At 69.9% G+C, this 26,761-nt stretch carries 22 protein-coding genes and 1 pseudogene; 7 read left to right on the top strand and 16 right to left on the bottom strand.

Annotated features, from left to right (window positions below; genetic code table 11):
• Positions 1-121 precede the first annotated feature (121 nt).
• From U8525_RS24430 to U8525_RS24400, 7 genes are all read right to left on the bottom strand, one after another.
• Positions 122-2,320 (bottom strand): hypothetical protein, encoded by a 2,199-nt coding sequence (locus tag U8525_RS24430; protein ID WP_374268706.1) that lies wholly within the window; start codon positions 2,318-2,320, stop codon positions 122-124.
• Positions 2,321-2,460: 140 nt separating this feature from the next.
• Complete coding sequence (locus U8525_RS24425) at positions 2,461-3,420, bottom strand: glucodextranase DOMON-like domain-containing protein (RefSeq protein ID WP_374268705.1); 960 nt, start codon at positions 3,418-3,420, stop codon at positions 2,461-2,463.
• A gap of 43 nt (positions 3,421-3,463) precedes the next feature.
• On the bottom strand, positions 3,464-4,351 hold the full coding sequence (locus tag U8525_RS24420; protein ID WP_374268704.1) for a sugar ABC transporter permease: 888 nt from the start codon (positions 4,349-4,351) through the stop codon (positions 3,464-3,466).
• A 4-nt stretch (positions 4,352-4,355) separates the two neighbouring features.
• Entirely contained in the window at positions 4,356-6,404 is a 2,049-nt protein-coding gene (locus tag U8525_RS24415) for a carbohydrate ABC transporter permease (RefSeq protein WP_374268703.1), read from the bottom strand.
• A 13-nt stretch (positions 6,405-6,417) separates the two neighbouring features.
• A complete protein-coding gene (locus U8525_RS24410) occupies positions 6,418-7,641 on the bottom strand; it encodes an extracellular solute-binding protein (RefSeq protein ID WP_374268702.1) in 1,224 nt (407 codons plus the stop codon).
• A 20-nt stretch (positions 7,642-7,661) separates the two neighbouring features.
• Positions 7,662-8,756, bottom strand: coding sequence for an ABC transporter ATP-binding protein (locus tag U8525_RS24405; RefSeq protein ID WP_374268701.1), 1,095 nt, complete (start codon positions 8,754-8,756; stop codon positions 7,662-7,664).
• A 79-nt stretch (positions 8,757-8,835) separates the two neighbouring features.
• Positions 8,836-10,410, bottom strand: coding sequence for an alpha-amylase family glycosyl hydrolase (locus U8525_RS24400; protein ID WP_374268700.1), 1,575 nt, complete (start codon positions 10,408-10,410; stop codon positions 8,836-8,838).
• A gap of 417 nt (positions 10,411-10,827) precedes the next feature.
• On the opposite strand from U8525_RS24400, the gene pulA reads away from it, so the two are divergent.
• A complete protein-coding gene (pulA, locus tag U8525_RS24395) occupies positions 10,828-14,247 on the top strand; it encodes a pullulanase-type alpha-1,6-glucosidase (protein WP_374268699.1) in 3,420 nt (1,139 codons plus the stop codon).
• An 85-nt stretch (positions 14,248-14,332) separates the two neighbouring features.
• Here pulA and map read toward each other — a convergent pair whose 3' ends face one another.
• The 3 genes from map to U8525_RS24380 form a co-directional block, all read right to left on the bottom strand.
• Entirely contained in the window at positions 14,333-15,334 is a 1,002-nt protein-coding gene (map, locus tag U8525_RS24390) for a type I methionyl aminopeptidase (RefSeq protein ID WP_374268698.1), read from the bottom strand.
• Positions 15,331-15,567 carry a hypothetical protein gene (locus tag U8525_RS24385; RefSeq protein ID WP_374268697.1) on the bottom strand — a complete coding sequence of 79 codons (237 nt, stop codon included), beginning with the start codon at positions 15,565-15,567 and terminating at the stop codon, positions 15,331-15,333. Before U8525_RS24385 ends, map begins: the two co-directional genes overlap by 4 nt.
• A 164-nt stretch (positions 15,568-15,731) precedes the next feature.
• Positions 15,732-16,772 (bottom strand): hypothetical protein, encoded by a 1,041-nt coding sequence (locus U8525_RS24380; protein ID WP_374268696.1) that lies wholly within the window; start codon positions 16,770-16,772, stop codon positions 15,732-15,734.
• A 257-nt stretch (positions 16,773-17,029) separates the two neighbouring features.
• On the opposite strand from U8525_RS24380, the gene U8525_RS24375 reads away from it, so the two are divergent.
• Together U8525_RS24375 and U8525_RS24370 are read left to right on the top strand one after the other, a co-directional pair.
• Positions 17,030-18,808: a serine/threonine-protein kinase gene (locus U8525_RS24375; RefSeq protein ID WP_374268695.1), complete on the top strand. Its 1,779-nt coding sequence runs from the start codon at positions 17,030-17,032 to the stop codon at positions 18,806-18,808.
• Positions 18,809-19,032: 224 nt separating this feature from the next.
• Entirely contained in the window at positions 19,033-19,305 is a 273-nt protein-coding gene (locus U8525_RS24370) for a hypothetical protein (RefSeq protein ID WP_374268716.1), read from the top strand.
• On the opposite strand, the gene U8525_RS24365 is transcribed toward U8525_RS24370, so the two are convergent.
• The 3 genes and pseudogenes from U8525_RS24365 to U8525_RS24355 form a co-directional block, all read right to left on the bottom strand.
• Positions 19,187-19,459, bottom strand: coding sequence for a DUF5131 family protein (locus U8525_RS24365; protein ID WP_374268694.1), 273 nt, complete (start codon positions 19,457-19,459; stop codon positions 19,187-19,189). The genes U8525_RS24370 and U8525_RS24365 overlap by 119 nt on opposite strands.
• Positions 19,448-19,497 (bottom strand): annotated as a pseudogene (locus tag U8525_RS24360) (hypothetical protein); the annotation flags it as partial. The pseudogene U8525_RS24360 and the gene U8525_RS24365, both read right to left, overlap by 12 nt.
• 40 nt (positions 19,498-19,537) lie before the next feature.
• Positions 19,538-20,179 carry an SRPBCC family protein gene (locus U8525_RS24355; RefSeq protein ID WP_374268693.1) on the bottom strand — a complete coding sequence of 214 codons (642 nt, stop codon included), beginning with the start codon at positions 20,177-20,179 and terminating at the stop codon, positions 19,538-19,540.
• Between the two features lie 161 nt (positions 20,180-20,340).
• Between U8525_RS24355 and U8525_RS24350 the strand changes: the two genes are divergently transcribed.
• Entirely contained in the window at positions 20,341-21,834 is a 1,494-nt protein-coding gene (locus U8525_RS24350; protein WP_374268692.1) for an HAD-IG family 5'-nucleotidase, read from the top strand.
• A gap of 28 nt (positions 21,835-21,862) precedes the next feature.
• On the opposite strand, the gene U8525_RS24345 is transcribed toward U8525_RS24350, so the two are convergent.
• On the bottom strand, positions 21,863-22,321 hold the full coding sequence (locus U8525_RS24345; RefSeq protein WP_374268691.1) for a DUF2267 domain-containing protein: 459 nt from the start codon (positions 22,319-22,321) through the stop codon (positions 21,863-21,865).
• 212 nt (positions 22,322-22,533) lie between these two features.
• Between U8525_RS24345 and U8525_RS24340 the strand changes: the two genes are divergently transcribed.
• Positions 22,534-23,040 (top strand): hypothetical protein, encoded by a 507-nt coding sequence (locus tag U8525_RS24340; protein WP_374268690.1) that lies wholly within the window; start codon positions 22,534-22,536, stop codon positions 23,038-23,040.
• A gap of 180 nt (positions 23,041-23,220) precedes the next feature.
• Positions 23,221-23,517: a hypothetical protein gene (locus U8525_RS24335; RefSeq protein ID WP_374268689.1), complete on the top strand. Its 297-nt coding sequence runs from the start codon at positions 23,221-23,223 to the stop codon at positions 23,515-23,517.
• Positions 23,518-23,611: 94 nt separating this feature from the next.
• Here U8525_RS24335 and U8525_RS24330 read toward each other — a convergent pair whose 3' ends face one another.
• Entirely contained in the window at positions 23,612-24,223 is a 612-nt protein-coding gene (locus U8525_RS24330; protein WP_374268688.1) for a transglycosylase SLT domain-containing protein, read from the bottom strand.
• Between the two features lie 107 nt (positions 24,224-24,330).
• Positions 24,331-25,521 carry a trypsin-like serine protease gene (locus U8525_RS24325; RefSeq protein WP_374268687.1) on the bottom strand — a complete coding sequence of 397 codons (1,191 nt, stop codon included), beginning with the start codon at positions 25,519-25,521 and terminating at the stop codon, positions 24,331-24,333.
• A gap of 279 nt (positions 25,522-25,800) precedes the next feature.
• On the opposite strand from U8525_RS24325, the gene infC reads away from it, so the two are divergent.
• Complete coding sequence (infC, locus tag U8525_RS24320) at positions 25,801-26,544, top strand: translation initiation factor IF-3 (RefSeq protein WP_374268715.1); 744 nt, start codon at positions 25,801-25,803, stop codon at positions 26,542-26,544.
• The last annotated feature ends 217 nt before the right edge of the window (positions 26,545-26,761 follow it).

Genomic DNA, 26,761 nt, shown 5'->3' with positions numbered 1-26,761 from the left:
CCCGCGCGGGTTTCTGGGGCGGCAGCAGTCCGGCCAACCGCTCCCATTGCGCGTCTGTCAGTTCTCCTCGGCTCATGCCCTTCTAACACCCGGCTGCGCTCGATTTATTTGCGGACACGCCCTAGAACTGCGCCTTCATGAACGCCTTGACGCGCATCTGCTCGAAGTTGCGCTCCTCCAGGCTGTTCCAGCCGCCGTTGCGGTTGGTGAAGCCGCGCGAACCCACCGCCACGCCGTGGTCGGCCGCGATGGTGTCGTCCGCGTACTGCACCACGTAGCCGTCGCCGAAGTCCGGACGGAACGTGCCGAACGCGTACTGGCCCTCCAGGCCGAACTCCACGCCGGACAGGATGTAGCGCGCCTTGATGAGCACCTGGTTCTTGTTGTGCTTGCCGGACGCCATCTCGTGGTTGTTGTACGCCTGGAACGCCGTGTTGCCGTCCAGCAGGTCCGCGAAGAACTTGGAGTAGCTGGCGGACACGTACAGGTCATCCGTGAACTGGTAGCCCGCGCCGGCCGTGAACGTCGTGTAGTCCAGCAGGCGGTCGTCGTCCGCGATGTTGTCGAACGGCTTGAACTGGTAGCCCGTGTCGCCCTGGCTGTTCGTGACGACGCCCGGGTTGCTGTAGATGCCAGCCGTGGTGTTGCCGGGGCTGTACTCGTTGACCAGCGAGTTGTCGCACGCCACCGCGCCGCCCGGGCACGCGCCCGCCTGGAACGGCAGGAAGCGCGGGTCGTTCAGGCGCTTGTCCGTCTCGTGGATGTACTTGAACTTGCCGAAGACATCGATGCCCTTCAGCACGTCGATGACGTACTTGGCACGCAGCGCGACCAGGTGCGTCTTCTTGTCCTGGAAGGGCTGATAGGCCGTGCGGAAGTTGTGGCCCACGCCGGAGTCCAGCTCCGTGCCCGGGTACGTGGTGTCGTTCAGCGACTTGGACGCGTCGCCGTACGCCTGCCAGTTGGTGTTGTAGGTGATGAAGGAATACTCACCGCCCACCTCCAGCGCGCCGTTCGTGTAGACCGGGTTCGCCGTCACGCCCTTCCAGCCGATGGCGGTCTCCGCCATGGGCTCGTCGAAGTCCGTGAAGTCGTTGTCCACGTTGATGGTCGCGACCTGCTGGGCCTCGCTCGTCCAGCCGCCATAGCCAATCTTGGTGGGGTTGCCCTTGTAGATGCCGTAGGACGCGTTGGACGGGCCCGGGAACGCGAAGCTGCCGTCATGCCCCTCCGTGAGGAGCACGTCCGCCTCGCGGCGGCTGGCCATCACCGCCACGTAGTCCGCGCCGATGCTGAACAGCTGGAGGTTCAGCGACAGGCCCACGTCCAGCGGGTCGTTGAGGGACGCGTTCAGCATGTACGTCTGGTCCGTGTGGTGGCCGGCCAGCACCGCGCTGTAGCCGCCGATGCCGCCGAAGTTCGCCGGCGACAGCACGGGGTCCGCGTTGGAGTACGACGTGTACGCGGCGCCGCGCACGTCCAGCCACGAGCCCATGTGCAGGCCCGCCTTCAGACCGCCCACGCCGTTGCGGTAGCGCGGCGTGAGGTCGCGGCCGTCGTCGAGGTTGGTGTCCTCCGCGTTGATCTCCTGGTCGTTGGCGTACTGGAAGATGCCGCCCACGTCGAAGAGCTCGTTCGGGGTGTACTTCGCCTGGAAGCCGTAGGCCGCGTCGCGCGCGTGGAAGGCGCCCGTGCTGAAGTTCGGGCCCGCCCAGAGGCGGGGCAGCGAGATGCGCGCCGCGTCCCACGTGAGCTTCCGGTCGAAGTTGGAGCCCTGCAGCATGATGGCCGCCGCGTTGTCGCGGTCGATGTAACGGACGCGGCCGATGACGAACGGGTCGAACTGGCCCAGGTCCGTCGCGCCGATGAGCGCCGAGTCGATGAGGTAGCCCGGGCGCAGCGTCACGGACATGCCGCGCAGCTTGATGTACTGGTTGGAGCGCGGGTCGAACTCGCCGCAGTCGCCCGCCACGCAGGGCTTGGACGGGTCACCGCCGAAGCCGCCGAAGTTCGTCCAGAAGTTCTGGTTGAAGCGGCTGTGGATGCGGCCGTTGACCTCCACCTGCGGGGAGATCTTCGCGTTCAGGAGCAGCTCCAGCTCCGTGCCGATGCCGTTGTCGCCGTAGCCCTCACCGGGCACCGTCGTGAAGTTGTACATCGCGCCCTGGTCACGCTGCGTGCCCCAGAGGTACTTCGTATAGGTCGTGCCGCCAATGGTGAGCTTGGGGCCGCTGTCCTGCGCCATGGCCGCCCCAGGAAGCAGGCCGACCGCCACGGTGAGCGCACACGCTCCCCGCACCACGTTCTTGCGATTCTTCATGATGTCCGGAAAACCCTTCTCGAAAGCTTGATTCAGAGGGGGGTCTCCCCTCTCCCGGGGCCGCCGCGGGGCCTCCGCGGCAGCCCTCCCCGTGTTGCATCAAACCTTGAAACAGACTGTTTTGAACAGTCCGCCGCCCACTACTTCGTCGGCGTGGCCGTCGTCGGCGCCGGAGCGACCGTCGTTCCAGCCGGAGCGGCCGGCGTGGGCGCCGGAGCCGGGGCGGGGGCCGCCGGCGCCGCCTCGGGGGCCGGGGTCGCCGCCGCGCCACCCTGCGCCGCCGGGCGGTTCGGGCCGGAGACCATCTTCAGCGTGGCCTTCTTCGTGGCGGAACCGTCACTCGCGCACTCGTACGCGAGCATGTCGTACTGCGCCTTGATTTCAGAGCCGTCGCCCTTGCCCTGGCCCGCGAGCACGTCCATCACGTGCGGGTCACAGTTGAAGTCGGAGCCGCCGCCGAAGCGGTGCTGGCCCTCGTACTCGTTGACGCGGCGGGTGAGCAGGTCGTTGTCCGCGGGGAAGCCCTCGTTGGACTGCATCACGACCTGGTAGCCCCACTTGGTGGGGTCACCGGCGCCCAGGTCGGAGTTCATGACCGTGGCGGTGATCTTGTTGCCGGAGGCGCGCACCTTGGTGGGCACCACCACGGCGCCCTTCATCGCGCCGGCCTTGTTGTTGGCCTCCGCGCGCACGCGCGACGAGCCCTGCGGCGAGATGATGACGACCTTGTCCCACGCGTCCTCCGGCGCGAACGCGATGTTCAGGCCCGGGGGGCTGTCCGTGAAGCCGCTGCCGACCTTGTGGTCCGTGTCGATGAAGACGAAGACCTCCTGCACGGAGAAGCCGTCCGCCATCTTCCAGGGGTTCTCCAGCGACGCCTTCACCTGGATCTCGATGTCCGTCTTGTTGCTGCCCTGGTCCACCTTGACGCCGGTCAGGTCGAACGAGCCCGGCTTGTAGACGGGGTCCGTCGGGTAGGTGTACTTGCCCGGGCCCTTGTCGTCGCCGGTGGGGTCCTTGAACGACACCTTCTCGGCCAGGGCCGGCGCCGCGGACAGGGAAGCGGCCAGGGTGAGGACTGCGATGCGGGGGGTGATCATGGGGTGCTTGCTCCTTGCAACGACAGACGAAAGGACTGCGGGACTAACCCTTCACGCCGCCGGCGGTGAGACCGGAGACGAGGTACTTCTGCAAAAAGAGGAACAGGAACACGACGGGCACGGACACGATGATGGAGCCGGCCGCGAAGTAGCCCCACTGCTGGCTGAAGCCGCCCACGAAGAAGCGCAGGCCCACCGGCGCCGTGTACATGGCTTCCTGGTCCATGAACGTCGCCGCGAGGATGAACTCGTTCCACGCCGTCATGAAGCTGAACAGCGCCGTCACCGCCACCGCGGGCTTGGCCAGCGGCAGGATGATGCTCCAGAAGATGCGGCCCACGGACGCGCCGTCCATCAGCGCCGCCTCCTCCAGGTCCTTGGGGATGGTGTCGAAGTAGCCCTTCAGCATCCACACGCTGAACGGGATGGACGTGGTGGCGTACACGATGATGAGGCCCAGCCGGCTGCTGCCCAGGCCCAGCCACTGCACCAGGATGATGTAGAGCGGGATCAGCATCAGCGTGCCCGGGAACATCTGGGACACGAGGAACGCCATCATGCCCGCGCGCTGGCCGGGGAACTTGAAGCGGCTGAAGGCATACGCCGCCGTGCACGCCATGAAGACGCCCAGCACCGTGGTGCCGATGGCCACGATGGCGCTGTTGAGCATCCACTTCGCGAACGGCTGGTCCGACATCACCGACACGAAGTTGGAGGCGCTGAAGGTCTCCGGCCACGGCGTCACCGCGCGCAGCCGGTCCCAGGAGGTGGGGTTCTCCGGCAGCGTGGCGATGGCCAGGCTCTGCTTGCCGGAGAAGGCCAGGCTCACCACCCAGAGGATGGGGTAGAGGGTGAAGAGGGTGAAGGCCACCAGCACCAGGTGCAGCGGCAGGTGGGGGATGCCCTCGCGACGTTCAGAGAAGAGCGCCATGGGTCTACGCGGCCTCCGTGGCGCGGCTCATGCGGTTCTGCACCATGCTGTAGAGCAGCAGGATGCCGAAGATGACGGTGGAGTACGCCGCCGCGTAGCCGTGGCGGTAGCGCTCGAAGGCGAACTTGTACGCCTGGGTGACCAGGATCTCGGTGGAGCCGCCCGGGTCGCCGCCCGTCACCAGGAAGATGATGTTGAACATGTTGAAGGTCCACACCACCGACAGGATGACCGCCGGCACCAGCGCGGGCTTGAGCGCGGGCAGCGTGATGGCGGTGAACTGCTGCCACCGGTTGGCGCCGTCCACGCGCGCCGCTTCATAGAGCTCCGCGGGGATGGACTGGAGCGCGCCCAGCGACACCACCATCATGAAGGGGAAGGACAGCCAGCCGTTGGTGGCCAGCGCCGTGAAGAACGACGTGAGGGGCGAGTCGAACCACGCGAGGCCCTCGCCGCCGAACATCCGGATGACGTGGTTCACCACGCCGAACTGCTGGTGGAACATGCCCTTCCAGATGAGCGCGGTGATGTAGTTGGGCATGGCCCACGGCAGGATGAGCAGCACGCGGTACACCGGCCGCATCTTCAGGTTCGGCACGTTGAGCGCCAGCGCGAGCAGCAGGCCCACCGTCACGCCGATGGTCACGTTCGTCACCGTCCAGACGATGGTGAACAGGAGCGTGTAGTAGAAGTTCAGGTAGTTGAAGACCCACGAGCCGTCCGCCGCCGTCCTCGCGAAGCTGAAGTCGCCCAGGATGTCCGCGTAGTTGCGGAAGCCCACCCACAGCTCCGACAGCGGCTGGCTGCTGTTGTAGAGGTTGGCGTCCGTGAACGACAGCGTGATGCCGTAGGCGAAGGGGAAGAACACCAGCACCACCATGCCCACCATGGCGGGCAGGATGTACGCGTAGGCCTGCCGGTACTCCACCGCCGTGGCCGCCGCGCGGTGCAGCGCGCCCAGGCCGATGAACAGCAGCACCGCCAGCCCCAGCACGCCCAGCGCGCCCAGCGCCTTGCCCGCGTTGCCGCGCACCTGGGCGCCCTGCGCCGCCAGCTTGTCCGCGTCCGGCGCGCCGGACTCCGTCAGCTTGCCCAGCGGGCGGCGCATCGCGTCCGCGTCCCACGCGCCCGGCTTCAGCGCGGGCTCCGCGCTCAGGGTGTTGGCGGAGATGAGCGCCTGGGCCTTCTCGCCGCGCGCGCGCAGCTCCGCGCTCACCGCCTCCTCCGTCGCGCGCAGCTCCGCGTCCAGCGCGCGCAGCGAGTAGACGGTGTAGCCGCCCAGGCCCACCAGGAACAGCGCCGCCGCCACCGCCACGCGCGCGCCCTGCCGCGACAGCGCGAACACCGCCGCCGCGCACGCCGCCAGCGGCAGCAGGAACGCCAGCAGCACCGGCGTCCACGAGGGCGTCTCGCCCTTCACCCCCACCGGGGTGAGGGACTCCACGGCGCCCACCACCTGCCCGTCCACCTCCACGGGCGCGGACAGCAGGCGGCTCCTGCCGTCGTCGAGCAGCTCGGACTCCACCTCCGGCTTGCGCGCGCTGCCCTCCTCGCGGTTCGTCTCCACCGCGGCGCGCAGGCGCTGGCCGCGGTCGTACAGCGGCTTCTCCTCGCGCGACAGCCGGCGCGGCGCGGCCTTGTCCCCGGTGTCCGCCGGGAAGGTGGACGCCTCCAGCCGGATGCCGCTGAAGGCGATGACGCGCACGGCGCTGCCCGGCACGCCCGGCCAGCCCGCCACCACGGCCTTGACGCCCTCGCCCGTGCCGCCCGCGCGCTGCACCAGGTCCGCCAGCCCCAGCAGGGCCACGGTGGCGGTGCGCTGCTCGCGCTCCGCCGCGCGCTCCTGGTTGGCGCGCGCGAGCAGGCCGTGCGCCAGGAACAGGGACACGCCCAGCGCCAGGGCGAGCCCCACCAGCACGCGCCCCCGGTGTCCGCCCGCGCGGCCAGCGGGGCCCGGAGTCGAAGGGCCCGGCGCCGCGTCGTTCGGGGAGGCGCCAGCCGGCGTGGGGGCGCCGGCCGCGGAAGGGGGCTGCTGGGGGGCGTTCTGGCTCACTTCAGCTCCTCACTTACTTCTTGCGCAGGCCGGCGACGTCCTTCGCCACGCTCTTCTGGGCCGCGTCCAGCGCCGCCTTGGGGGTGGCGGTGTTCTTGAACACGGTGTTCATCGCGCTGGTGGCCGGGGTCCAGACCATGGACATCTCCGGCAGGTTGGGCATGGGCACCGCCACGTCCACCTGGTCCTTCATCGCCTTGAGCAGCGGATCCGCGGCCACCTTCGCGTCCTGGTACACCGCCTGGTTCGCGGGGCTCTGGCGGCCCTCCAGGGCCAGCGTCCTGCCGGGGCCCGCGTCGGTGAGGAACTTCGCGAAGTCATACGCCGCTTCCTTGTTCTTGGACGGGGCGGCCACGTACACGCCCTCCACCGTCATCCAGGGCTTCATCGGCGTGCCCTTGTTCTCATCCAGCGTGGGCAGCCGCGCCAGGCCGTAGTCCACGCCCTGGGAGACCTCGCCCAGGAACCACGGGCCGGAGAACACCATCGCGGCCTTGCCCTCGTTGAAGAGGGAGGTGATCAGCGCGCTGGAGGGCTCCGCGGGCAGGATGGCGTCCTTGTTCTTCCACTTGAGGACCTGCTCCACCGACTTCACGTTCGCGGGCGAGTTCAGCGTGGGGGTGTTCTTCGCGTCGAACACGCCGCCGCCGAAGCCGTTCATCACCGCCGCGTGGTAGTAGAAGTCGTTGTACGCGTACGCCAGCCCGAAGCGGCCCGCCTTCGCGTCGGTGAGCTTCTTGGCCACCGTCACCAGCTCGCCGGACGTCTTGGGCGGCGTGGGGACCAGCTTCTTGTTGTAGATGAGCGTGATGACCTTGTAGTTCAGCGGCAGGCCGTACGCCGTCCCGCGGTAGGTCATCGCCTCCATCGTCGTGGGGATGAAGCGCTGCTTCGTCGCGTCATCCAGGAAGAAGTCGATGGGCTCCACCGTGTTGCCCGCTTCGATCCACCCGCCCAGGCGGTCCTGCGCGAAGATGAAGAGGTCCGGGCCCTTGCCGCGCGGCACGGTGGCGGAGATCTTGTCCGCGTAGGCGTCGTAGGGCACCGCCAGCGTGGTGACCTTGACCTTGCCCTCGTTGGCCTTGTTGTACTCGGCGACCACCTTCTCCAGCGCGGCCTTCTCCTCCGCGCGGTAGGCGTGCCAGAGCACCAGCTCCGTGGCGGCGAAGGACGGGACGGGCAACAGGCCCACTGCGCACAGACAGAGGGCCGCGAGCAACGTTCGCAGGTGCGTCATCTGGAAAATCCTCCGGGGTATCAAACGGAAAGCCGCAGCTCGGATTCAGCGTCGAAGAGGTGCAGGGACTCCAGCTCCACCGTCACGGGGATGGCGGCGCCTGGCTCCGGGGTGGCCTGGGGCGGCAGGCGGAAGACGAGCGGGTTGTCTCCCAGGCGGGCGTGCACGATGAGCTCGTTGCCCAGCGGCTCCACCAGCTCCACGCGCGCCTCCGCGGGCGCGGACTCGCCGCGCGCGGCGTTGCCCGCGGGCAGGATGTTGTCCGGGCGCAGGCCCACCTTCACCTTGCGGCCGCCCTTGCCCGCCGTCGCCGCGCGCAGCTTCTGCGGCACCGGCAGCGTGAAGCCGTCGCCGCTGAGCGACGTGCCGTCCGCGTCCAGCGTGGCGGTGAGCATGTTGATGGGCGGCGTGCCGATGAACTGCGCCACGAACACGTTCACCGGCTTCTCGTAGACCTCCAGCGGGGTGCCCAGTTGCTGGAGCTTGCCGTCCTTCATCACCGCGATGCGGTGGCCCATGGTCATCGCTTCGATCTGGTCGTGCGTGACGTAGACGGACGTGACCTGGAGCCGCTGCTGGAGCTTCTTGATCTCCGAGCGCATCTGCACGCGCAGCTTCGCGTCCAGGTTGGAGAGCGGCTCGTCGAAGAGGAACACCGCCGGCTTGCGCACGATGGCGCGGCCCAGGGCCACGCGCTGGCGCTGGCCGCCGGAGAGCGCCTTGGGCTTGCGGTCCAGGAGGTGCGAGATGCCCAGGATCTCCGCCGCCTCGTCCACCAGCTTGTCCATCTCCGGCTTGGGCGTCTTGCGGATCTTGAGGCCGAACTCCAGGTTCTGCCGCACGGACATGTGCGGGTAGAGCGCGTAGTTCTGGAACACCATGGAGACGTCCCGGTCCTTCGGGGGCAGCGCGTTCACCGCGCGCTCACCGATGGAGATGGTGCCTCCGGAGATCTCCTCCAGGCCGGCGATCATCCGGAGCGCCGTGGACTTGCCGCAACCGGAGGGCCCCACGAGGACCATGAACTCATGGTCGCGGATGTCGAGGTTGAGCCCCTCGATGACCGACACGTCTCCGTACCGCTTCGCCACGTCCTTGAACGACACGCCGGCCATCAGGCCCTCCAGCAAGAGCCCCGCTCGCGCCGGTGACAACAGCACGTCCGGGTCTGGTTCTGCGCACGCCGCGGGTGCCTCACGGCACGCGCCCGAGGATGTGCGCGGACAGCGGCGGGAGCGCCAGGTCCAGCGTGGCGCCAGCCTTCGTCCGCCCTCCGTTCAGCAGGTCCTCCACCTCCGCGACGCCCGTCCAGCCCTCCGGCCACGGCACCGACGCCGTGCCCTTCGTCTTGCCGCGGTTCACCGCCACCACCACCGTGTCGCCAGACGCTTCATCCCGCCGCTGGAAGACGTACACGTCGCCTTCCGTGGAGAGCGGCGCGTGCGTGCCCCGGGACAGGGCCGGGTGCGCGCGGCGGATGGCGATGAGGCGCTTGTAATACTCGCGCAATGCCTCGTCGCGTTTCTTTCCCGCGCCGGGCTTCACCGCCTGCCTGCCCCACGGCATGTCGCCGCGGTTCTGGGGCCAGTCCCCTCCGGCGCGGCCCACCTCCTCGCCGTAGTAGATGACGGGGATGCCACTCGAGGTGAGCTGTAGCGTGGCGGCCAGGCGGAAGAGAGGCACGTTGCCCCGCAGCTGGTGCAGCGCCCCGTCCACGTCGTGCGACGACAGGAAGTGCGCCAGGTGGTGGCCCGGCGTCACCTTCGCGCGCGACTGGAGGTAGTGGTCGAACGCCACCGCGCGGCCGCGGCCCTGGACGAAGCCCAGCGCGTTGCCCTGGAAGGCGAAGTCGAACCCGGCGTCCAGCTCGTCCGAGGTGAAGTACGGCGCCAGCACCTGCACGTCGCCGCCCCACACCTCGCCCAGCAGGAAGAAGTCCGGGCGGAGCTCCGCGCGCGTGCGGCGGCGGTGCTCCTTCCAGAAGTCGTGCGACACGTGCTTCACCGTGTCCAGCCGGAAGCCGTCCACGCCGGAGCGCCTCGCCCAGTCGAGCTGCGCGTCCAGCAGGTACTTCGCCACCTCCGGCCGCTCGGTCTTGAAGTCCGGCAGGCCCGCGACGCACGTGGTCAGGTCATCCGAGCCGCAGGTGCCCTTGTCCTCGGAGCGCAGCCAGTCCGGGTGGTCCGTCAGGTAGCGCGAGTTGTAGCCCGGGTGGTTGTAGACGACGTCCAGCAGCACGCGGATGCCGCGCGCGTGCGCCGCGTCCACCAGCGCCTTGAGGTCCTCTTCCGTGCCGAAGCGCGGATCCAGCGCGTGGAAGTCGTCCGCCCAGTAGCCGTGGTAGCCCCAGTCCGGGAAGCCGGAGCCGGTGACGAAGCCGGGGATCTGCTTCAGCAGCGGCGTCACCCACAGCGCCGTCACGCCCAGCGACGACAGCTCGTCCAGCTTCGCGGTGAGCCCCTTCAGGTCGCCGCCGTGGAAGGTGCCCGCCGCCGTCACGTCGCCCTTCTCGTTGTTGGAAGGGTCCCCGTCCGCGAAGCGGTCCACCACCACGAAGTACAGCACCTCGTCCGCCCAGGGACGCGCGGGCCCTTGCGGCTCCGGCGCCGCGGGCGCGGCCGCCTCCACGGGTTGCGCGGGGGGCTCCGGAGCCTGGGGCGCCGCCGGCGTGGCGGGCTGTGTCGAGGCCGACTCCGTCGCGGGTTTCGCGGGGGTCTCCGGGGCCGTGGCGCACCCCGCCAGACACAGGGCGACAAGGCCCTGGAGCATCGGACGCCACCGACCGCGGTGGGAAACAGCGTTCGGTTGTGGGCAGGGGAGGCGGGAGGACATCTGGGCGGGGCACTGTATCCAACAGTCTTGGAATGGGTGAAGGGTCGTCGGAACAATCGGCTGATGCCGCAACGCGGCACGCCCCCAATGTCTTCCTCCTCACATCCGTGTGACGCATGGCGCGAGCGGACTCAACGGAGGGCGCGGCTCCTGCCGCACTGCGTCTCGTTTTCACGGCCTCCTGCATCCGACGTCCTGGGGTGGATGCGCGGGTCCCGACCCGACTTATCCAGGAGGTCACCCAAACCGTGAAACGACCCCAGGGCCGCCTGCGACAGGAGCGGCTGCTACCGTGACGGAGATTTCCATCCCCCCTGGAGGTTTCCCCTGAAAGTTCGATTCGCAGTTCCCCGCATGGCGCGAGCGCTCGCGTTCAGCGGGCTGATGACGGCGCTCGTCCCGCTGTCGTCGCTGGCGGCGCCCACGTCGGTGACTGTCATTGGCGACCTGCAGACGGGCGCCGGCTGTGCCGCCAACAACGACCCCACCTGCGCGCAGACGGCGCTGGCCTACGACGCGGCGGACGACAAGTGGCAGGGCTCGTTCAACGTGCCGGCGGGCACCTGGCACTTCAAGGTCGCGCTGGACGGCTCGCTGTCGCAGACGCACGGCGGCCCCGGCGGCGTGGACGTGGTGCTGAACCAGCCCACGGCGGGCGCGGTGAAGTTCTACTTCGACGCGACCACGCTGTACGTGACGAGCAACCGCTCCAGCACCATCGCCACGGTGGCGGGCACGTTCCAGAGCGCGCTGGGCTGTCCGGGTGACTGGTCGCCGGACTGCCTGCGCTCCATGATGCAGGACCCGGACGGCGACGGCCTCTACACCTTCACCACGAAGGCCATCCCGAAGGGCAACCACGAGTGCAAGGTCGCGCTCGACGAGGGCTGGGCCACGGCCTACCCCGGCAGCAACGCGTCGTTCGCGGTGGAGGAGGACGGCCAGGAGATGGTGTTCACCTTCGACTCCGGCCCCTCCAAGAAGGTGACCATCCGCGCCGCGGGCGCTCCCGCGGGCAACCTGCTGCTGGCGCGGGCGCACTGGATCGCGCGCGACACGGTGGTGTGGAGCCCGGAGGTCGCGGTGCCCGCGGGCACGGTGTTCAAGCTGCACACGGCGCCCACGGGCGGCATGACGTTGAGCAGCACCGGCGTGCAGGGCGGCGCCGCGGCGACGCTGACGGTGGCTCCCGCGGGCCTCACCGCCGCGCAGGCGCTGCGCTTCCCCCACCTGGTGGGCCGCACGGTGCTGAAGCTGGCCGAGGAGGACGCGGCCCACGCGGCCACGTGGCTCAAGGGCCAGTTGGCCGTGTCCGCGACGAACGCGGACGGCGTGCTGCTGGACGCCACCAGCATGCAGTTCGCGGGCGCGCTGGATGACCTGGACACGTACACCGGCCCGCTGGGCGCGACGTTCGAGAACGGCATCCCCACGCTGCGCCTGTGGGCCCCCACGGCGAGGAGCGTGAGCCTGCTCCTGTTCGCGGACGGCAGCCCCGCGTCCGCCACCACCCGCGTGCCCATGACGGCGGGCGCCCAGGGCGTCTGGAGCGTGACGGGCGACGCGTCGTGGAAGGACCGCTACTTCCTCTACGAGGTGGAGGTCTACGCCCGCAAGGAGGGCCAGGTCGTCACCAACCGCGTCACCGACCCGTACTCGGTGGCCCTCTCCGTCAACAGCGAGCTGAGCCAGCTCGTGGACCTGGCGGACCCCGCGCTCGCGCCGCAGGGCTGGAGCACGCTGGCGAAGCCCGCGCTGGAGGCCCCGGAGGACATCGTCCTCTACGAGCTGCACGCGCGCGACTTCAGCATCCACGACACGACGGTGCCGGAGGACGAGCGCGGCACGTTCAAGGCCTTCACCCGGGACTCGGACGGCATGAAGCACCTGACCCGGCTGGCGAAGGCGGGCCTCACGCACGTGCACCTGCTGCCGGTGTTCGACATCGCGACCATCAACGAGGACCGCGCGCAGCAGCAGCACCCCCAGGGCGACCTGGTGTCGCTGCCGCCGGACTCCGACCAGCAGCAGGCGGCGGTGGGGGCCGTGGCGGACCTGGACGGCTTCAACTGGGGCTATGACCCGTACCACTACACGGTGCCGGAGGGCAGCTACTCCACCCACCCGCAGGGCGCGACGCGCACGGTGGAGTTCCGGGAGATGGTGCAGTCGCTCAACCAGCACGGACTGCGCGTGGTGATGGACGTGGTCTACAACCACACCAACGCCTCCGGCCAGGACGCCAGGAGCGTGCTGGACCGCATCGTCCCCGGCTACTACCACCGCCTCAGCGACGACGGGAACGTGGAGACGAGCACCTGCTGCCAGAACACCGCGTCCGAGAACGCGATGATGGAGAAGCTGCTCATCGACTCCGTGGTGACGTGGGCCAGGGCCTACAAGGTGGACGGCTTCCGCTTCGACCTGATGGGCCACCACCTGAAGTCCAACATGGTGAAGCTGCGCGCCACGCTGGACGCGCTCACCCTGGAGAAGGACGGCGTGGACGGCAAGGCCATCTACGTCTACGGCGAGGGCTGGGACTTCGGCGAGGTGGCCGGCGACGCGCGCGGCATCAACGCCACGCAGCTCAACCTGGCGGGCACGGGCATCGGCTCGTTCAACGACCGCCTGCGCGACGGCGCTCGCGGCGGCGGCCCCTTCAGCGGCCTCCAGGAGCAGGGCTTCATCACGGGCCTCCTGTCCGACCCGAACGGCACGGCCCAGGGCTCGGAGGCGGAGCAGAAGGACAAGCTCCTGCGCTACAGCGATTGGATCCGCGTGGGCCTCACCGGCAACCTGAAGGACTACCCGCTGGTGGACCGCACCGGCGCGACCGTCACGGGGGAAGGGGTGGACTACAACGGCGCCAGGGCCGGCTACACGCTGGACCCGCAGGAGGTCATCACCTACGTCTCCGCGCACGACAACGAGACCTTGTTCGACGCGGTGCAGCTGAAGGCGCGGCGCGACCTGCCCATGGCGGAGCGCGTGCGCATGCAGAACCTGGGCATCTCGCTGGTGGCGCTGGGCCAGGGCATCCCGTTCTTCCACGCGGGGGATGAGCTGCTGCGCTCCAAGTCGCTGGACCGCAACAGCTTCAACTCCGGTGACTGGTTCAACCAGGTGGACTGGACCTACCAGTCCAACAACTGGGGCGTGGGCCTGCCCCCGGCCACGGAGAACGCGGGCAACTGGCCGCTCTTCGGGCCGCTGCTGGCGGACCCGGCGCTGAAGCCCACGCCGGCGGACATCCTCCGGGCGCGCGACCACTTCGAGGAGATGCTGACCATCCGCAAGAGCTCGCGGCTGTTCCGCCTGCGCACCGGTGACGAGGTGAAGCAGCTGGTGCGCTTCGAGAACACCGGCCCGGAGCAGATCCCGGGCCTCATCGTGATGGCCATGCAGGACCACGGCACCAACGCCGAGGGCAAGCGCGCCATCGTGCTCTTCAACGGCACGGACGACGCCCAGACGTTCAAGGCGGACACGTACAAGGCCCTGAAGCTCAAGCTGCACCCGGTGCAGCAGGCGTCCACGGACCCCGTCGTGCGCACGTCCGCGTACGACGCGGCCACGGGCGGCTTCACGGTGCCGGCGCGCACCACCGCCGTGTTCGTCACCGACGACGCGGTGGAGGACCCGGGCGACCCGCAGGACCCGGGCGAGTCCGACGGCTGCAACTGCCAGAGCACGGTGCCCGGCCCGCTGGGCGCCACCAGCCTGCTGCTGCTGTGCGGCCTGGCGCTGAAGCTGCGCCGCCGCCGCGCGTAGCGGAGGTCACCGCCTGGAAATGAAGCGGGCCCCGGAGGCGTCAAGGCGCGTCCGGGGCCCAGGGGGTTCCAGCAGCGGGCAGACCTCAGGGGAGGGTGAGGATCTCCGCGCCCGTGTCGGTGACGAGCAGCGTGTGCTCGAACTGGGCGCTGCGCATGCCGTCCGCGGTGACGACGGTCCAGTCGTCGTTCCACGTGCGGTGGTCCCAGTGGCCCTGGTTGATCATCGGCTCCACGGTGAAGATCATCCCGGGCTGCATGAGGGTGCTGGCCTCGGGCTCGTAGTAGTGCGGCACCTGGAGGGACGTGTGGAACGTCTCGCCGATGCCGTGGCCGCAGTAGGCGCGCACCACGCTGGTGCCGTTCTTCACGGCGTGGGCCTCCACCGCGCGGCCGATGTCGCTGATGGGCCGGCCCGGCTTCACCGCGGCGATGCCGATGTCCAGGCACTCCCTGGCGATCTGCACCAGGCGCTGGTGCTGGGGCTCCACGTTGCCCACGAGGTACGTGGCCGAGCAGTCGCCGTGGACGCCGTCCAGGTAGATGGTGATGTCCAGGTTGACGATGTCGCCGTCCTCCAGCGCGCGGCTGTCGGGGATGCCGTGGCAGATGACCTCGTTGACCGAGGTGCAGAGCGACTTGGGGAACTTGTGGTAGTTGAGCGTGCTGGGGTACCCGCCGCGCTTGAGGTAGGCCTCGTGCGCGATGGCGTCCAGCTCGTCCGTGGTGATGCCCACGCGCACGTGCTGCGCGGTCTCCACCAGCACCTGGGCGGCGGCCTGGCAGGCGCGGCGCATGCGGGCGATGACGTCCGGGGACTTCACGTCCGGCTCGTTGCGCGAGCGCGAGGGACGGCCGCTCAGCGAGTCCGCGTAGTCCGGCCGGGGGATGGAGAGGGGCACCACGCGGCGCGGGCTGACGATGCCGGGGCGGATGCCCTTGCGCTGGGTGTCCGCGCCCCTCTTGCGGGCCTCCACGGTGTCCGCGCCGCGGTGGCACTTCTTGTACTTGGAGCCGCTGCCGCACCAGCAGGCGTCATTGGGCCCGGGGAGGACGGCGGGGGCGGTTCGGGGGGTGGCGGTGGTCATCGGGAGCCTCGGGAGCTTGAGTCAGAGGTGGCGGCCTGGCGGGCGCGGGCCCAGCGGAGCATCTGGGGTTTGAGCCAGAGGCGCGGGCGCCCGGCGCCCAGGTCGAGCACCGGACGGGGCATGTCTGGATAGCGGCGCAGGTACGTGCTGACGCTGTTGGGGTGGCGCAGGCGCAGCAGGCCCGCCACCTCCTGGGCGTCAATCAGGTCCTTCGTGTTCACCAGGGGGCACATGGATCGTGTCTATACCCGTAGACACGCGGGGATGCACGGTTTCCTTCCCAGGCCCGCGCGCCGGCCTGCCCGGCGGGGCCCTGCCTGCCTCCGGGCATGACAAGGCCCCGGGCTCCATGAGGGAACCCGGGGCCTCGGGACGACAGGACGTCAGGGGGCGAGGACTACTCCGCCCACCAGGTCTCGGTCATCACGCTGAAGCCGCTCACGGTGTCCACGTAGATGCGGATGGTGCCGCCGCCCACGGAGCCTTCCAGCTCATAGCTGACGATGCAGCCCTTGAAGGAGCGGCCCTGGGTCAGCGCGTCCAGGTTCGCGAAGCCCGCGTCGCGGACCTCGGTGGAGACGTGGTCGTTGCCGTGGACATAGGAGAAGGCGTTCGCGACCGCGCTGCGAACCTCGGCGGCGTCGGCCAGGTTCGGGCGGACCTTGGCGCCGCTCGGGGTGCTGCTCGGCTCCAGGCCGAAACACTCCTTGCCGTTTCGGTAGTGCTGGGCCTCGAGGACGACGTTCCACCAGTCGAAGTGGCGCTTCACGGTGGCGCCTTGGGCCCCATTGCTGGGGATGGCGTTGATGGCGGTGAAGAGCGCCTCCAGGGGGCGGCTCAGGGTGGCGGAGTTGCGGATGTTGCGGAAGCTCACCTCACCGATGCCCGCCGTGTCGGCGATCTGCTGCGCGGTGGTGAAGGGGCGGGCGTTGAGCAGGTTCACGGCGCCGTTCCACGCGTCCGGCAGGACGTCGTGCAGCTCCGAGTCGTCGATGCTGTTCACCAGCGCCACGATGGCGTCCTGGTCGTCATGGGAGATGGCGAGGCCATCCATGATGCCGACACAGTCCGCGTCGATGTAGTCCAGCGTCCGGGCGCCGCCCTCCAGTTGCTTGAGCCGGGCCGGGCCGACGAGCGGCACGGAGGACAGGTCCGCCAGCGACGTGAACGGCGCGGTGGCGCGGCGGTTCACGATGTTGGTGACCACGTTGCTGGGCAGGTAGCGGTCGAGGAGCGCGTACGACGCCGTGTTCGCGAACTCGAGGATGCCCGTGCACTCGGCGGCCACGTCGACGTTCGTCGTCGTGAGGAGGGGCGCCGGCTGCTGCTCGGTGGACGGGGTGGGGGAGCCGGACTCGGGGGTGGTTCCAGCTTCGGAACCCGCACCACAACCCACGAGCATGCTCACGGCGAGAAGGGCTGAGCCAAGACGACGCATCAGGAACTCCTGAATGGGGGGATTACTGCGATGAGACGCGGCTTAATACATCAAATCCGTCTGACACCACCCGCCTGATGTGCGCTCATTGCATGTCACATTCCGGTCACTCTCCCGCTGTTCCGCTGGGAGCATTCCGTCCGGGTCCACCGGGAGAGACTTCCTGACGTGAGAGCACACCGCCCCAGGGTTGGCTCCAGCCTCCCGACCAAAGTGACCTTTCAGGTTGAGTTCTCTTCGTGAGACCTTGAAGGTCCATGGGTCAGAAAGGGTCACAGGTGTTCCCGGGGGCGCTCCAGCCCGGCGCGGTGGTGGGGTGCTGGCGCGTGATGGCCACGTTGGGAAGGGGCGGGTATGGCGCCGTCTATCGGGTGGAGCCGCTGGACGCGCCGGGGCGGAGCTTCGCGCTCAAGCTGTCGCTGCATCCGGAGCCCGCCCGGGCGCTGCGGGAGATGGCGCTGCTGCTGGACCGGGCGTGGCACCCGAACGTGGTGCGGGTGCATGCCACGGGGCGGTGGCCGGATCCGGTGGAGGGGCTGCCGTACTTCGTCATGGATTGGGTGGAGGGGCTGGCGCTCCACACCTGGGCGGAGACGGTCAACCCGACGTTCCGGCAGGTGGTCATGGTGGGGGGCTCGGTGGCGATGACGCTGGGGGTGTTGCACGCGCGAGGCGTGTTGCACCGGGACCTGAAGCCGGAGCACCTCCTGGTCCGGGCCCGGGAGCAGACGCCGGTGCTCATCGACTTCGGGGCCGGGGACCAGGTGGGGGCCACGACGCTCACGACCACCGCCCTGCCCCCGGGGACGCTGCACCTGCGCAGCCCGGAGGCCATCCGCTTCCAGCAGCGCCACTGGAGGCAACCGGAGCTGCGCTATCCGTACAGCGAGGCGGACGACCTGTATGCCCTGGGCGTGTGTCTGTACCGGGCCGTCACGGGGCACTACCCGTTCCCGCCGGGGCAGGAGCCGGAGCTGCTGGCGGTGGCCATCACGGAGCGGCTGCCGCCGTCCCCGAGGGACATCAACCCGCAGGTGCCGGAGCCGCTGTCGCGGGCCATCCTGCGGCTCCTGGAGAAGGAGCCGGAGCAGCGGCCGCGCACGGGGGAGGCGGCGCACTCGGAGCTGATGCGGGGGCTGCTGTCCGGCGGGGCGGCCGCGTTCGAGGCGCACCTCTTCGACGCGATTCCGGGCACGCCGCATCAGATCCGCCGTCCGGAGTGGCCCGCGCAGCCCTACGTGACGCCCGCGCCCCGGCCCCGGCCCCGTCCGGAGGCGGCGCCCCCGCGCCGGTTCCCGACCTGGGGCTGGGTGGGCGTGGTGGTGTGCCTGGGGTTGCTGCTGGCGGGACCTGGGACCTGGGAGGTCCTGCTGCGGGGCTGGACTCGCCATACAACCCCACAGGTTCTAGAGAGGGTTTCCACCCCCATTGGTCATAAACTGGCGAGCGAGCCGGACCGCCCGCACAGTGTTCCTGTCGCCGCCCCCGTGGCGGCCCCGAAAGAGGAACACGCTCCCGTGACGACCAAGCCCCCTGCCCCGCCGTCTCCGAAGCCCGCTCGTGCGTTCAAGGCCGCGACCCTCGCGTCCTGCATGGCGGGCATGGCCTGCGCCAGCGCGCCCCTGGTGGACCGGCCCACGCCTCCCGCCGAGGACTGTCCGGAGAATGCGAGGGTGGCGATGCGTGAGCTGAACATCGACGATGTCCAGTGGGCCGCCTTCTTCGACCCGACGACGCGCTCCGATTTCGTCACCGTCCGCGAGGGACGTGCCGCGGTGTACACGCACGGCACCCAGGGGCGTGTGCAGTGGGGCTCCATGTTGACCGGGACGCTCTATGTCGGCTCCAAGCGGGTCTACGGTCGTTTCACCCAGCTGCGTCAGAAGAGGTCCGGTGAAACATTTCCCGTCTGTATCGAGCTCTGGTTCCTGGATGACCGCACGCGGGGTGTTCCTCGGGTTGAGGGGGGAGACGAAAACACCGCGGTCGTTTCCAACCTGATGTCCGTGCGGAGCGTTTGGCGATACGACGAATAGGAGGACATGTGCTCCTGCTCCTGCTTCCGTTTCTGGCAGCCGCGGATGGCGGCGTGTCCGATGACGCAGCCACTTCGCATCCCGAGCAACTCTGTCCTGACGCAGGACTGGCGACGATGATCTCCGGGCTACTCTTGGATCAGCGGGGAATCCAGGCGTTGGAGCTGAAGGGCCTCGAATCGAGTCCCTCGGACACGGGACTCCAGGTCAGGAGCTTTCGCTCCATGCGCCGGGTCGCGGTGCAGTTGGAGTTCGCGGGGCGGACGTCCCTGCATGGGAAGACCGCCAAGGCAAGGCTCAGCGGTCCGCATCATCAGACCGTGAAGGTCGTGGAAGTGATGGAGGTGACGCCCGACTCCGAAGGCGGAGTCACCCAGATCATCGTGGAAGCCGAAGCCCAGCCCCTGGAGGCTCGCGGCATCTACACGCTGGAGCTCCAGGACGCGGAGGGCACGCGGCTGCTCGTCCTGCCGGGAGTGCGGTTTCCTTCCATCTGATCATGAAGAAGGCCACGCCCGCCGCGTCACGCGGCTCGCGCACCGCGCGCATCCACTCGGGCTCCAGCGGCCTCGCCTTCGCGCCGCGCGCGCCTCCGCGTAGCAGTGCTTGCACCCGGGGCTCAGCTCCACGCAGCCGCGCACCGGGTTCCACGTCGCGTCCGTCCACTCGCTCCTGGAGTTGTCAGCCATGGCGTCCGGAGGGAACACCCGGCCCGCCCGCCTCCCTCCCCTACTCCGCGGGAGGCGGCTCCACGGGCATCGTCCTCGCCCGCTTCTCCACCGCGCGCAGCGTGTCCACCACCGCGTCCTTCTGTCCCAGGCTGGCCAGGAACCCCGGGACGGAGCCCGCAGGGTCCACCGTGAACTTGTAGACGACCCAGGAGGAGCCCTCGCCCTTCGGCTCCACCTTCCAGCTGCCTTCATTCAGCCGCAGCCGCACCACGTCCCGCCTGGCGGGGAACGCGTCCGGCTCCGCCTTCCAGCGCTGCTGGTACGCGCCCGTCCCGTCCGGCGCGACCTTCGACTCCGTCACCACGTGCGAGATGTAGTCGCGCGAGGACACCACCGGCAGGTCCAGCCGCGTGTACGTGAGCCGCCCGCCGTCGTCCGTGGGCCGCACCACCCGCGACTCCTTCACGTACGGCATCCAGAGCCGGTACGACTCCGCGTCCTCCAGCGCCGTCTGCACCTGCGCCGCGCTCACCCGGAGCTCCCCCTCCGCCCAGATGTCCTTCGCCTTCGTCCCCGGACGGGGCCGCACCTTGATCAGGTAGGGCGTCGTGGCCACCGTGTCCCATTCCTCGGCGCCGGCGACGCCCGCCGCCAGCACCACCGCCAGGGCCAGGCCCCAGCGCCGCGTCATTCCCGACATGTCTTCTGCCCTTCGGTTGCGCGCGTGCCCGGCCCCCGGCGGCGCGCGCGTCACCTGTATCCCATCTTTCCGACACCTGGACGCCCCGGGCCTGCCCACGGGATGACGTGGGCACACGGGCCGCTCGACTTTGCGTGGAAGCCTTGGCAAGCCTTGCTCCCATGCGTCCTCACTCCTTCGGTCCTCCGCCCGAGCGCGGCCTGTTCTGCAACCGCACCCTCAACATGCGCGCCATCAAGGCCGTGGGTTACGACATGGACTACACGCTCATCCACTACCGCGTGGAGGCGTGGGAACGCCGCGCCTACGAATACATTCGCGACCGGCTGGTGGAGCAGGGCTGGCCCGTCGCCGACCTGACGTTCGACCCCATGCTCGCCATCCGCGGGCTCATCATCGACACCGCGAAGGGCAACCTCCTCAAGGCCAACCGCTTCGGCTTCGTGAAGAAGGCCCTGCACGGCAGCCGCCCCATGGACTTCGAGGCCCAGCGCGAGGCCTATGCCCGCACCGTCATCGACCTGGCGGACCGGCGCTGGGTGTTCCTCAACACCCTCTTCTCCCTCTCCGAGGCCTGCATCTACGCGCAGCTGGTGGACCGCCTGGACGCGGGCCAGCTCCCCGGCCCCATGGGCTACGCGGACCTCTACGAGCACGTGCGCAAGAACCTGGACGCCACGCACATGCAGGGGCGCCTCAAGGCGGAGATCATCGCGAACCCCGAGCGCTACGTCATCGACGACCCGGAGACGCCGCTCGCGCTGCTGGACCAGAAGAACGCCGGCAAGAAGGTGCTGCTCATCACCAACAGCGAGTGGGCCTACACCGAGCCCATGATGCACTTCGCCTTCGACCGGCACCTGCCCGACGGCATGACCTGGCGCCAGTTGTTCGACGTGGTCATCGTCAGCGCGCGCAAGCCCGAGTTCTTCACCACGCGCGCCACCCTCTTCGAGGTGGTGGAGGTGGGCGGCGAGGCGCTCCTGCGTCCGCACTCCGGGCCGCTCGACAAGAACAAGCCCTACTTCGGGGGCAGCGCGCTGGAGCTGGAGCGGCACCTGGGCCTGTCCGGCGATGAGATCCTCTACGTGGGCGACCACATGTTCGGCGACGTGCACGTCAGCAAGAACGTGCTGCGCTGGCGCACCGCGCTCATCCTGCGCGAGCTGGAGGACGAGGTGCGCGCCATCGCCGCCTTCCGCGCCACGGAGGTGCGCATCGGCGAGCGCATGCTCAAGAAGGAGCGCCTGGAGGCGGAGAGCTGCCAGGTGCGCCTGGAGCTCCAGCGGCGGCGCCACCAGTACGGCCCCCGCTCGGACGTCGCGGAGGGGGACCTGGTGGCGCGCCTCGCGGAGCTGCGCGCGGAGCTGGAGGCGCTGGACGCGGAGCTGGGCCCCATGGCCCGCGCGGCCAGCGAGCTGTCCAACCCGCACTGGGGCCTGCTCACCCGCGCCGGCAACGACAAGAGCCACCTGGCGCGGCAGGTGGAGCGCTACGCGGACATCTACACGTCGCGCGTGAGCAACTTCCTCTTCGCCACGCCGTTCGTCTACCTGCGCAGCCCGCGCGGCAGCCTCCCGCACGACCCCAGCATCCCCGGCGGCACCCCGGTGTTCACCACCGGGGACGGCGCGGGCAGCGGCCCCGCGGAATAGCCCGGGGCCCCCCTCCGGCGCCTCGCGCCTACTGCGTGAGGCGCCAGAGGGCCCGCAGGTCCGCGGGCAGGTTGCTGGCGACCTTGTCCGCCTCGCCCTCCGAGATCTGGTCCTGGATGGCGCGCAGCACCGTGCGGATCACCACCTCCGCCTCGTCCTCCGGTAGCTGGAGGTCCTCCGCCACGGACGCGACCAGCTCCTCGCGGCCGAAGCGATGGGGATGGCGCGGGCGCTCCTCTGGCGGCGGCAGGAACTCCACCAGCATCCGCGGCAGCTGGGACTCCAGGTTGCGCGCGCCGTTGGGCATGAGCCGGCGCTCCAGCGCGGTCAGCACCGACACGGCGGCGGACTCGGCGAGCGCGGGGGGCATGGCGCCCAGCTCGGACAGGTGGCGGATGAACGCCGCGTAGCTGGCGCGCAGGTGGGCTTCGTGGCGCCGCGCGTGGCGCCCCTGCTTCTGGGTTTCGGTTTCGTGGGCCTGGGCCATGGGCACACCTTGAGCAGTGAGGGGGACGGGACCTCCCGGAAGGTGGGCACCGGAGGGCCGGTCCGCGCCCGGCGGGCAGGCGGGCCCCGCCCCCCGACGCCCCACCCCCGCCCGGCCTCCGGGGGAATCCCCTGGAAATGCCGGGGGTTACTGAACATGTGTCCAGACCTCCGAATGGGGCGGGACCTGGCGACCCGGCGCGTGGAGCGTCCATGTCAGACCCCTCCCGTAGAAATGATCGCGTGAGCCACTCGACCCCGCCATCGTCTCCGTCGCGAGTCCTGGAGCAGCGCAACCTCCTGGGGGGCCTGGACCTCCTGCCCGTGATGGGCCGGGGCGGCCGCAAGCGCGCGCGTCAGTTCCACATCCCCACGGAGCGGAAGCTGGGCTTCGCCGCCGCGCTGGCGCTGGTGGTGGAGCACGGGCGGGAGAAGGCCAAGGAGACGGGCACCACGTCCATGACGCGCTGCCCGCGCTGCGGCCACGTGGGCCCCACGGAGCAGGACTTCGGCTTCCGCATCATGAGCCAGGGCCAGCGCCGTCCGCAGTCCTGGTGCCGCGGCTGCCGGGGTCAGCACCTGGAGCCGGTGAGCGCCGCGCCCCGCCCCCAGGACGGCTGGCTGTTCCCGCCGGAGACCACGGAGAAGCCGAAGGCGGCCAAGGGCAGCAAGCCCAAGGCGAAGAAGCGCGCCCGACGGAGCAACGAAGACCTCACCTGAGCGCCGCCGCGCCTGGCGTGATTCCCGTCCCCGGGAGACCGTCGGCCCGCTCTCCCGCTGCCAGCCCGCGCCACCGGGCGCTCGCGGCCCGCATGCTCCGGGGGCGGCCCCTGTCCCGCCCGTCGCCAGGGATGGCAATGCCCCGCCGGGGTTCCTACCTCCTCCTCAAAGGAGGACTTCATGTCCGTTCGGACCCGAATGGCAGGCATCAAGAACCGACGACGCGTGGATCCCCATGCGGCCCAGCCGAGCGTGCAGGCCAGCCATGGACGCAAGACCCTGCCTCATGACGAGGCGCTACGGCTTCAGCAGGAGAAGATGCTGAAGCGCGTGACGCTGGGCCCCGCCGCTGGAGACCACGGCCCCAAGCGCAACAACCGGGGCACGGGGTTGCGCGGGCGCAAGAAGGCGCCCAGCCAGCTCTACATCAAGAGGATGGGCGGCCCGCGCGACCGCTCCCCGCTGCACGGGGGCTGAAGCCTGCTCCTGGAAACGACGACGCCCCGCGTGGGAGACGGAGGGACCGTCTTCCACCGCGGGGCGAGGTGCGTCTGGTGTCGCTTCGCGCCGGTCAGTAGCCGACGTAGCCGCTGCCGCTGTTCAGGCCCTGGATGCCGGGGACGTTGGACACGGAGCCGTAGCGCTCGATGGAGTAGCGGACGCCGGCGATGATGTTGTCCACCGGGTTGCGGATGTTGTCGTGGCCCGGGAGCTTGTACGCGTCGAACGTGGGCTGGATGGTCTGCATCAGGCCGATGGACGGCGTGCCCTTCTGCGCGTTGGAGTCCCAGTTGTTGATGGCGTTCGGGTTCCCGCTGGACTCGTGCTCGATGATCTTCGCGATGTCCTGGGGGTTCATCTTGTCCGCCGGGACGCCGTTGGCCTTGAGGATGTCCATGGCCTGCTTGATCCAGTCGCCCACCTGGCCCGGGGGCACGTCGCCCACGGGCTGCGAGCCCTGGGCACCCTGCGCACCCTGCGCTCCGCCCGTCAGGTCCGGACCCTTGGCGACGCCCTGCGCCTGGAACTCATCCTTGCTGCCCGGGACGTTGAGGTTCGCGTCCGCGTAGATGAGGTCCTTGTTGGTGATGTTCGGGTTCGCCTTCACCAGCGAATCCACATCCGTGTTGAAGCGCTTGGCCAGCGCGCTCAGCGTGTCGCCCGACTTGATCTTGTAGTCCATGGGGGAAGGACCCTCGTGTTTGCCGAAAACGTCGTTGCTTGATTCTCGGAGTTTGATTCGGGGAGTTTCGCCTACATTTACGGTTCTGTAGGCCCTCTCACGCAGAGTCACGTCCGGAGCCGACTGCCTGGAATCCTGCGGTGGGGCTGTCGCCAGAAGAGCCCCACCAGGACGGCGAGTGTAGCGCCCAGGCCTCCGCCGCCGCTGTCACACCCGCCAGCGTCCCCGGGCTCTTCGTCGCTAGGGGTCGATGGATCGACGGTGGCCTCGCACGGGGTGAAGCAGCGGCAGGCGTCCTCCCCGTCCACCTCCAGCCGGGCGCACACGCCCTGCGTGCCGCAGGCGGCGTCCTCCGCGCAGGCCGCGCCGTAGGCCCCAGCCTGGAGCGCGGGCAGGAGGCAGCGGGCGGGGGCGTCCCCGGCGCTGACGCACAGCAGCCCCGAGGGGCAGTCCGCGTCGCTCGCGCAGGCCTCCTGGCAGAGGGCGTCCAGGGGGAGCGGCGCGGTGGGAGCCGGGGGCGGGGCCTCCTCCAGGAAGGGGCGGAGGAAGTCCGCCAACGCGTCCACCCGCACCTGGACCGCCTCCGTCCGGCAGGCCACGTCGCCGCTGACGGTGAGCCCCTGGAGCACCTCGTTCCCGGCCGGGCCTCCCAGCACCGGGCCTCCGCTGTCCCCCACGCAGGTCATGGCCGGGGCGGGTCCGGCCTGGAAGGCGCTGGCGGCAACCCCCGTCACCTGGAGCTGGCCCTGCCGCCGCTGGCCCGCGGGGCGGGTGGCGTCCTTCGTGTCGCCGTAGCCCACCGCCCGCACGGGGTCTCCCGGCGCCACCGGGGCATCACCCGCGCCGGGGAGCCGGTAGGGCGCGACGTCCGTCACGGGCACCGCCAGCCGCAGGAGCGCCGCGTCCCAGGCGTGCGTGGCCGGGACGTAGTCCGGGTGGGCCACGGCCCGCGTGACGCGCACGAACCGCCCTCCGGGCCCGGGCTCCGGGAGCAGCGTGGGGCCCAGGAAGACCTCGTAGGGCCCCGCCTCGCCGAAGACGGCCAGGCAGTGCGCCGCCGTCAGCACCACGTCCGGCGCGACGAGGGCCCCCGAGCAGAGGAGCACCGGCGCCTCCCCTCCACAGCGCACACGGCGGGCCACCAGGGCCACGGCCGCCGCGTCCCCGGGCGCGTCCGCCCCCTGCACCAGGTCCTGGGTCCGGGCCCCGGCAGGCCTGGGAGCCTCGGAAGGGCCGGCGTCCACCGGTCCGCAGGAGGGCAGGCAGCCGAGCAGCAGGCAGGTCCCGAGCGCAACCACCCTCCGGGGTCGGCATCTTGTCCGCTCCCGAGCGGACGCGGCGGACCGCTTCACCATGAGCCGCATCATAGGCAACAGGGGTCATGGGAATGGGGGGTGACCCGCGTTACCTTGCCCCGGAGGGACGTGAACCGGATAGAGTCCGTTGCACGTCTCCCTGCCCCTAGGGGCGGAAGGCACGCCTGCCTGCCTTCTCCGCCGGAGGGGACTGCCACATTGAAGGGTCCGCCACATCTTCACGGGTGGTGGGTCCGCTAACCCTTTTTGGAGGATGTTCACATCATTCGCGAACAGAGAAACAGCAGCCGCGGTCCCAACCGGGACCAGAGAACCAACCGCCGCATCCGCGCGCGTGAAGTCCGTGTCGTGGGCGCCGATGGTTCGCAGCTCGGCGTCATGCCCCTCGAGGCCGCGCTCGACCGGGCCCGCCAGGACGGGCTCGACCTGGTCGAGGTCAGCCCCATGGCAAAGCCGCCAGTCTGCAAGATCATGGACTACGGCAAGTTCAAGTACGAGGAGAAGAAGAAGGCCTCGGACGCGAAGCGCACGCAGGTGGTCATCCAGCTCAAGGAAGTGAAGCTCCGTCCCAAGACGGAGGAGCACGACTACGAGTTCAAGGTGCGCAACACCCGCCGGTTCATCGAAGAGGGCAACAAGGCCAAGGTCGTCATCCAGTTCCGCGGGCGTGAAATCACGCACAAGGAGCTGGGCAGCGCCATCCTCGACGACGTCATCAAGGACCTGAAGGACGTGGCGGTGGCGGAGCAGCTGCCGCGCATGGAAGGCCGGCAGATGTTCATGATCCTGGCCCCCACGCCCAAGGTCGCGCAGAAGGCGCGTGAGCAGGCGCGGCAGGCCGCGGCGGCCGCCCGCAAGTCCCCGCCCCCGAGCGCTGGCAAGAAGCCCCAGGCGGCCGGTGCTCCCGATGCGGAGGGGGCCTCCACCGCTCCGGTGGAAGCCGAAGGCGCCAGCGGCGCCGACGACACGGACACCGCGCAGGACTCCGCGCCCGCGACGACCTGACCGTCGCGAGCGTCCCGCGTCTCCCCTCGCCGGGAGACGCGTACACGGGCGGTTCCCCTCGGGAGGCATCCCGGGGAGACCGCCCGCGTTCGTTTCCCAGGGCCTGACACCGCCACCTCGGGCAGTACCTGCCCCGCCAGCCGGCCGCGACGGCGGCGGCCCCGCGCCATAGGGAAGAACGTCTCGCCCACCGCGAGCATCGCGCTGGCACCGGCAC

Source organism: Corallococcus sp. RDP092CA, assembly GCF_041903675.1.
GTDB lineage: Bacteria > Myxococcota > Myxococcia > Myxococcales > Myxococcaceae > Corallococcus.
This window is presented reverse-complemented; position numbering and strand designations above follow the sequence as displayed.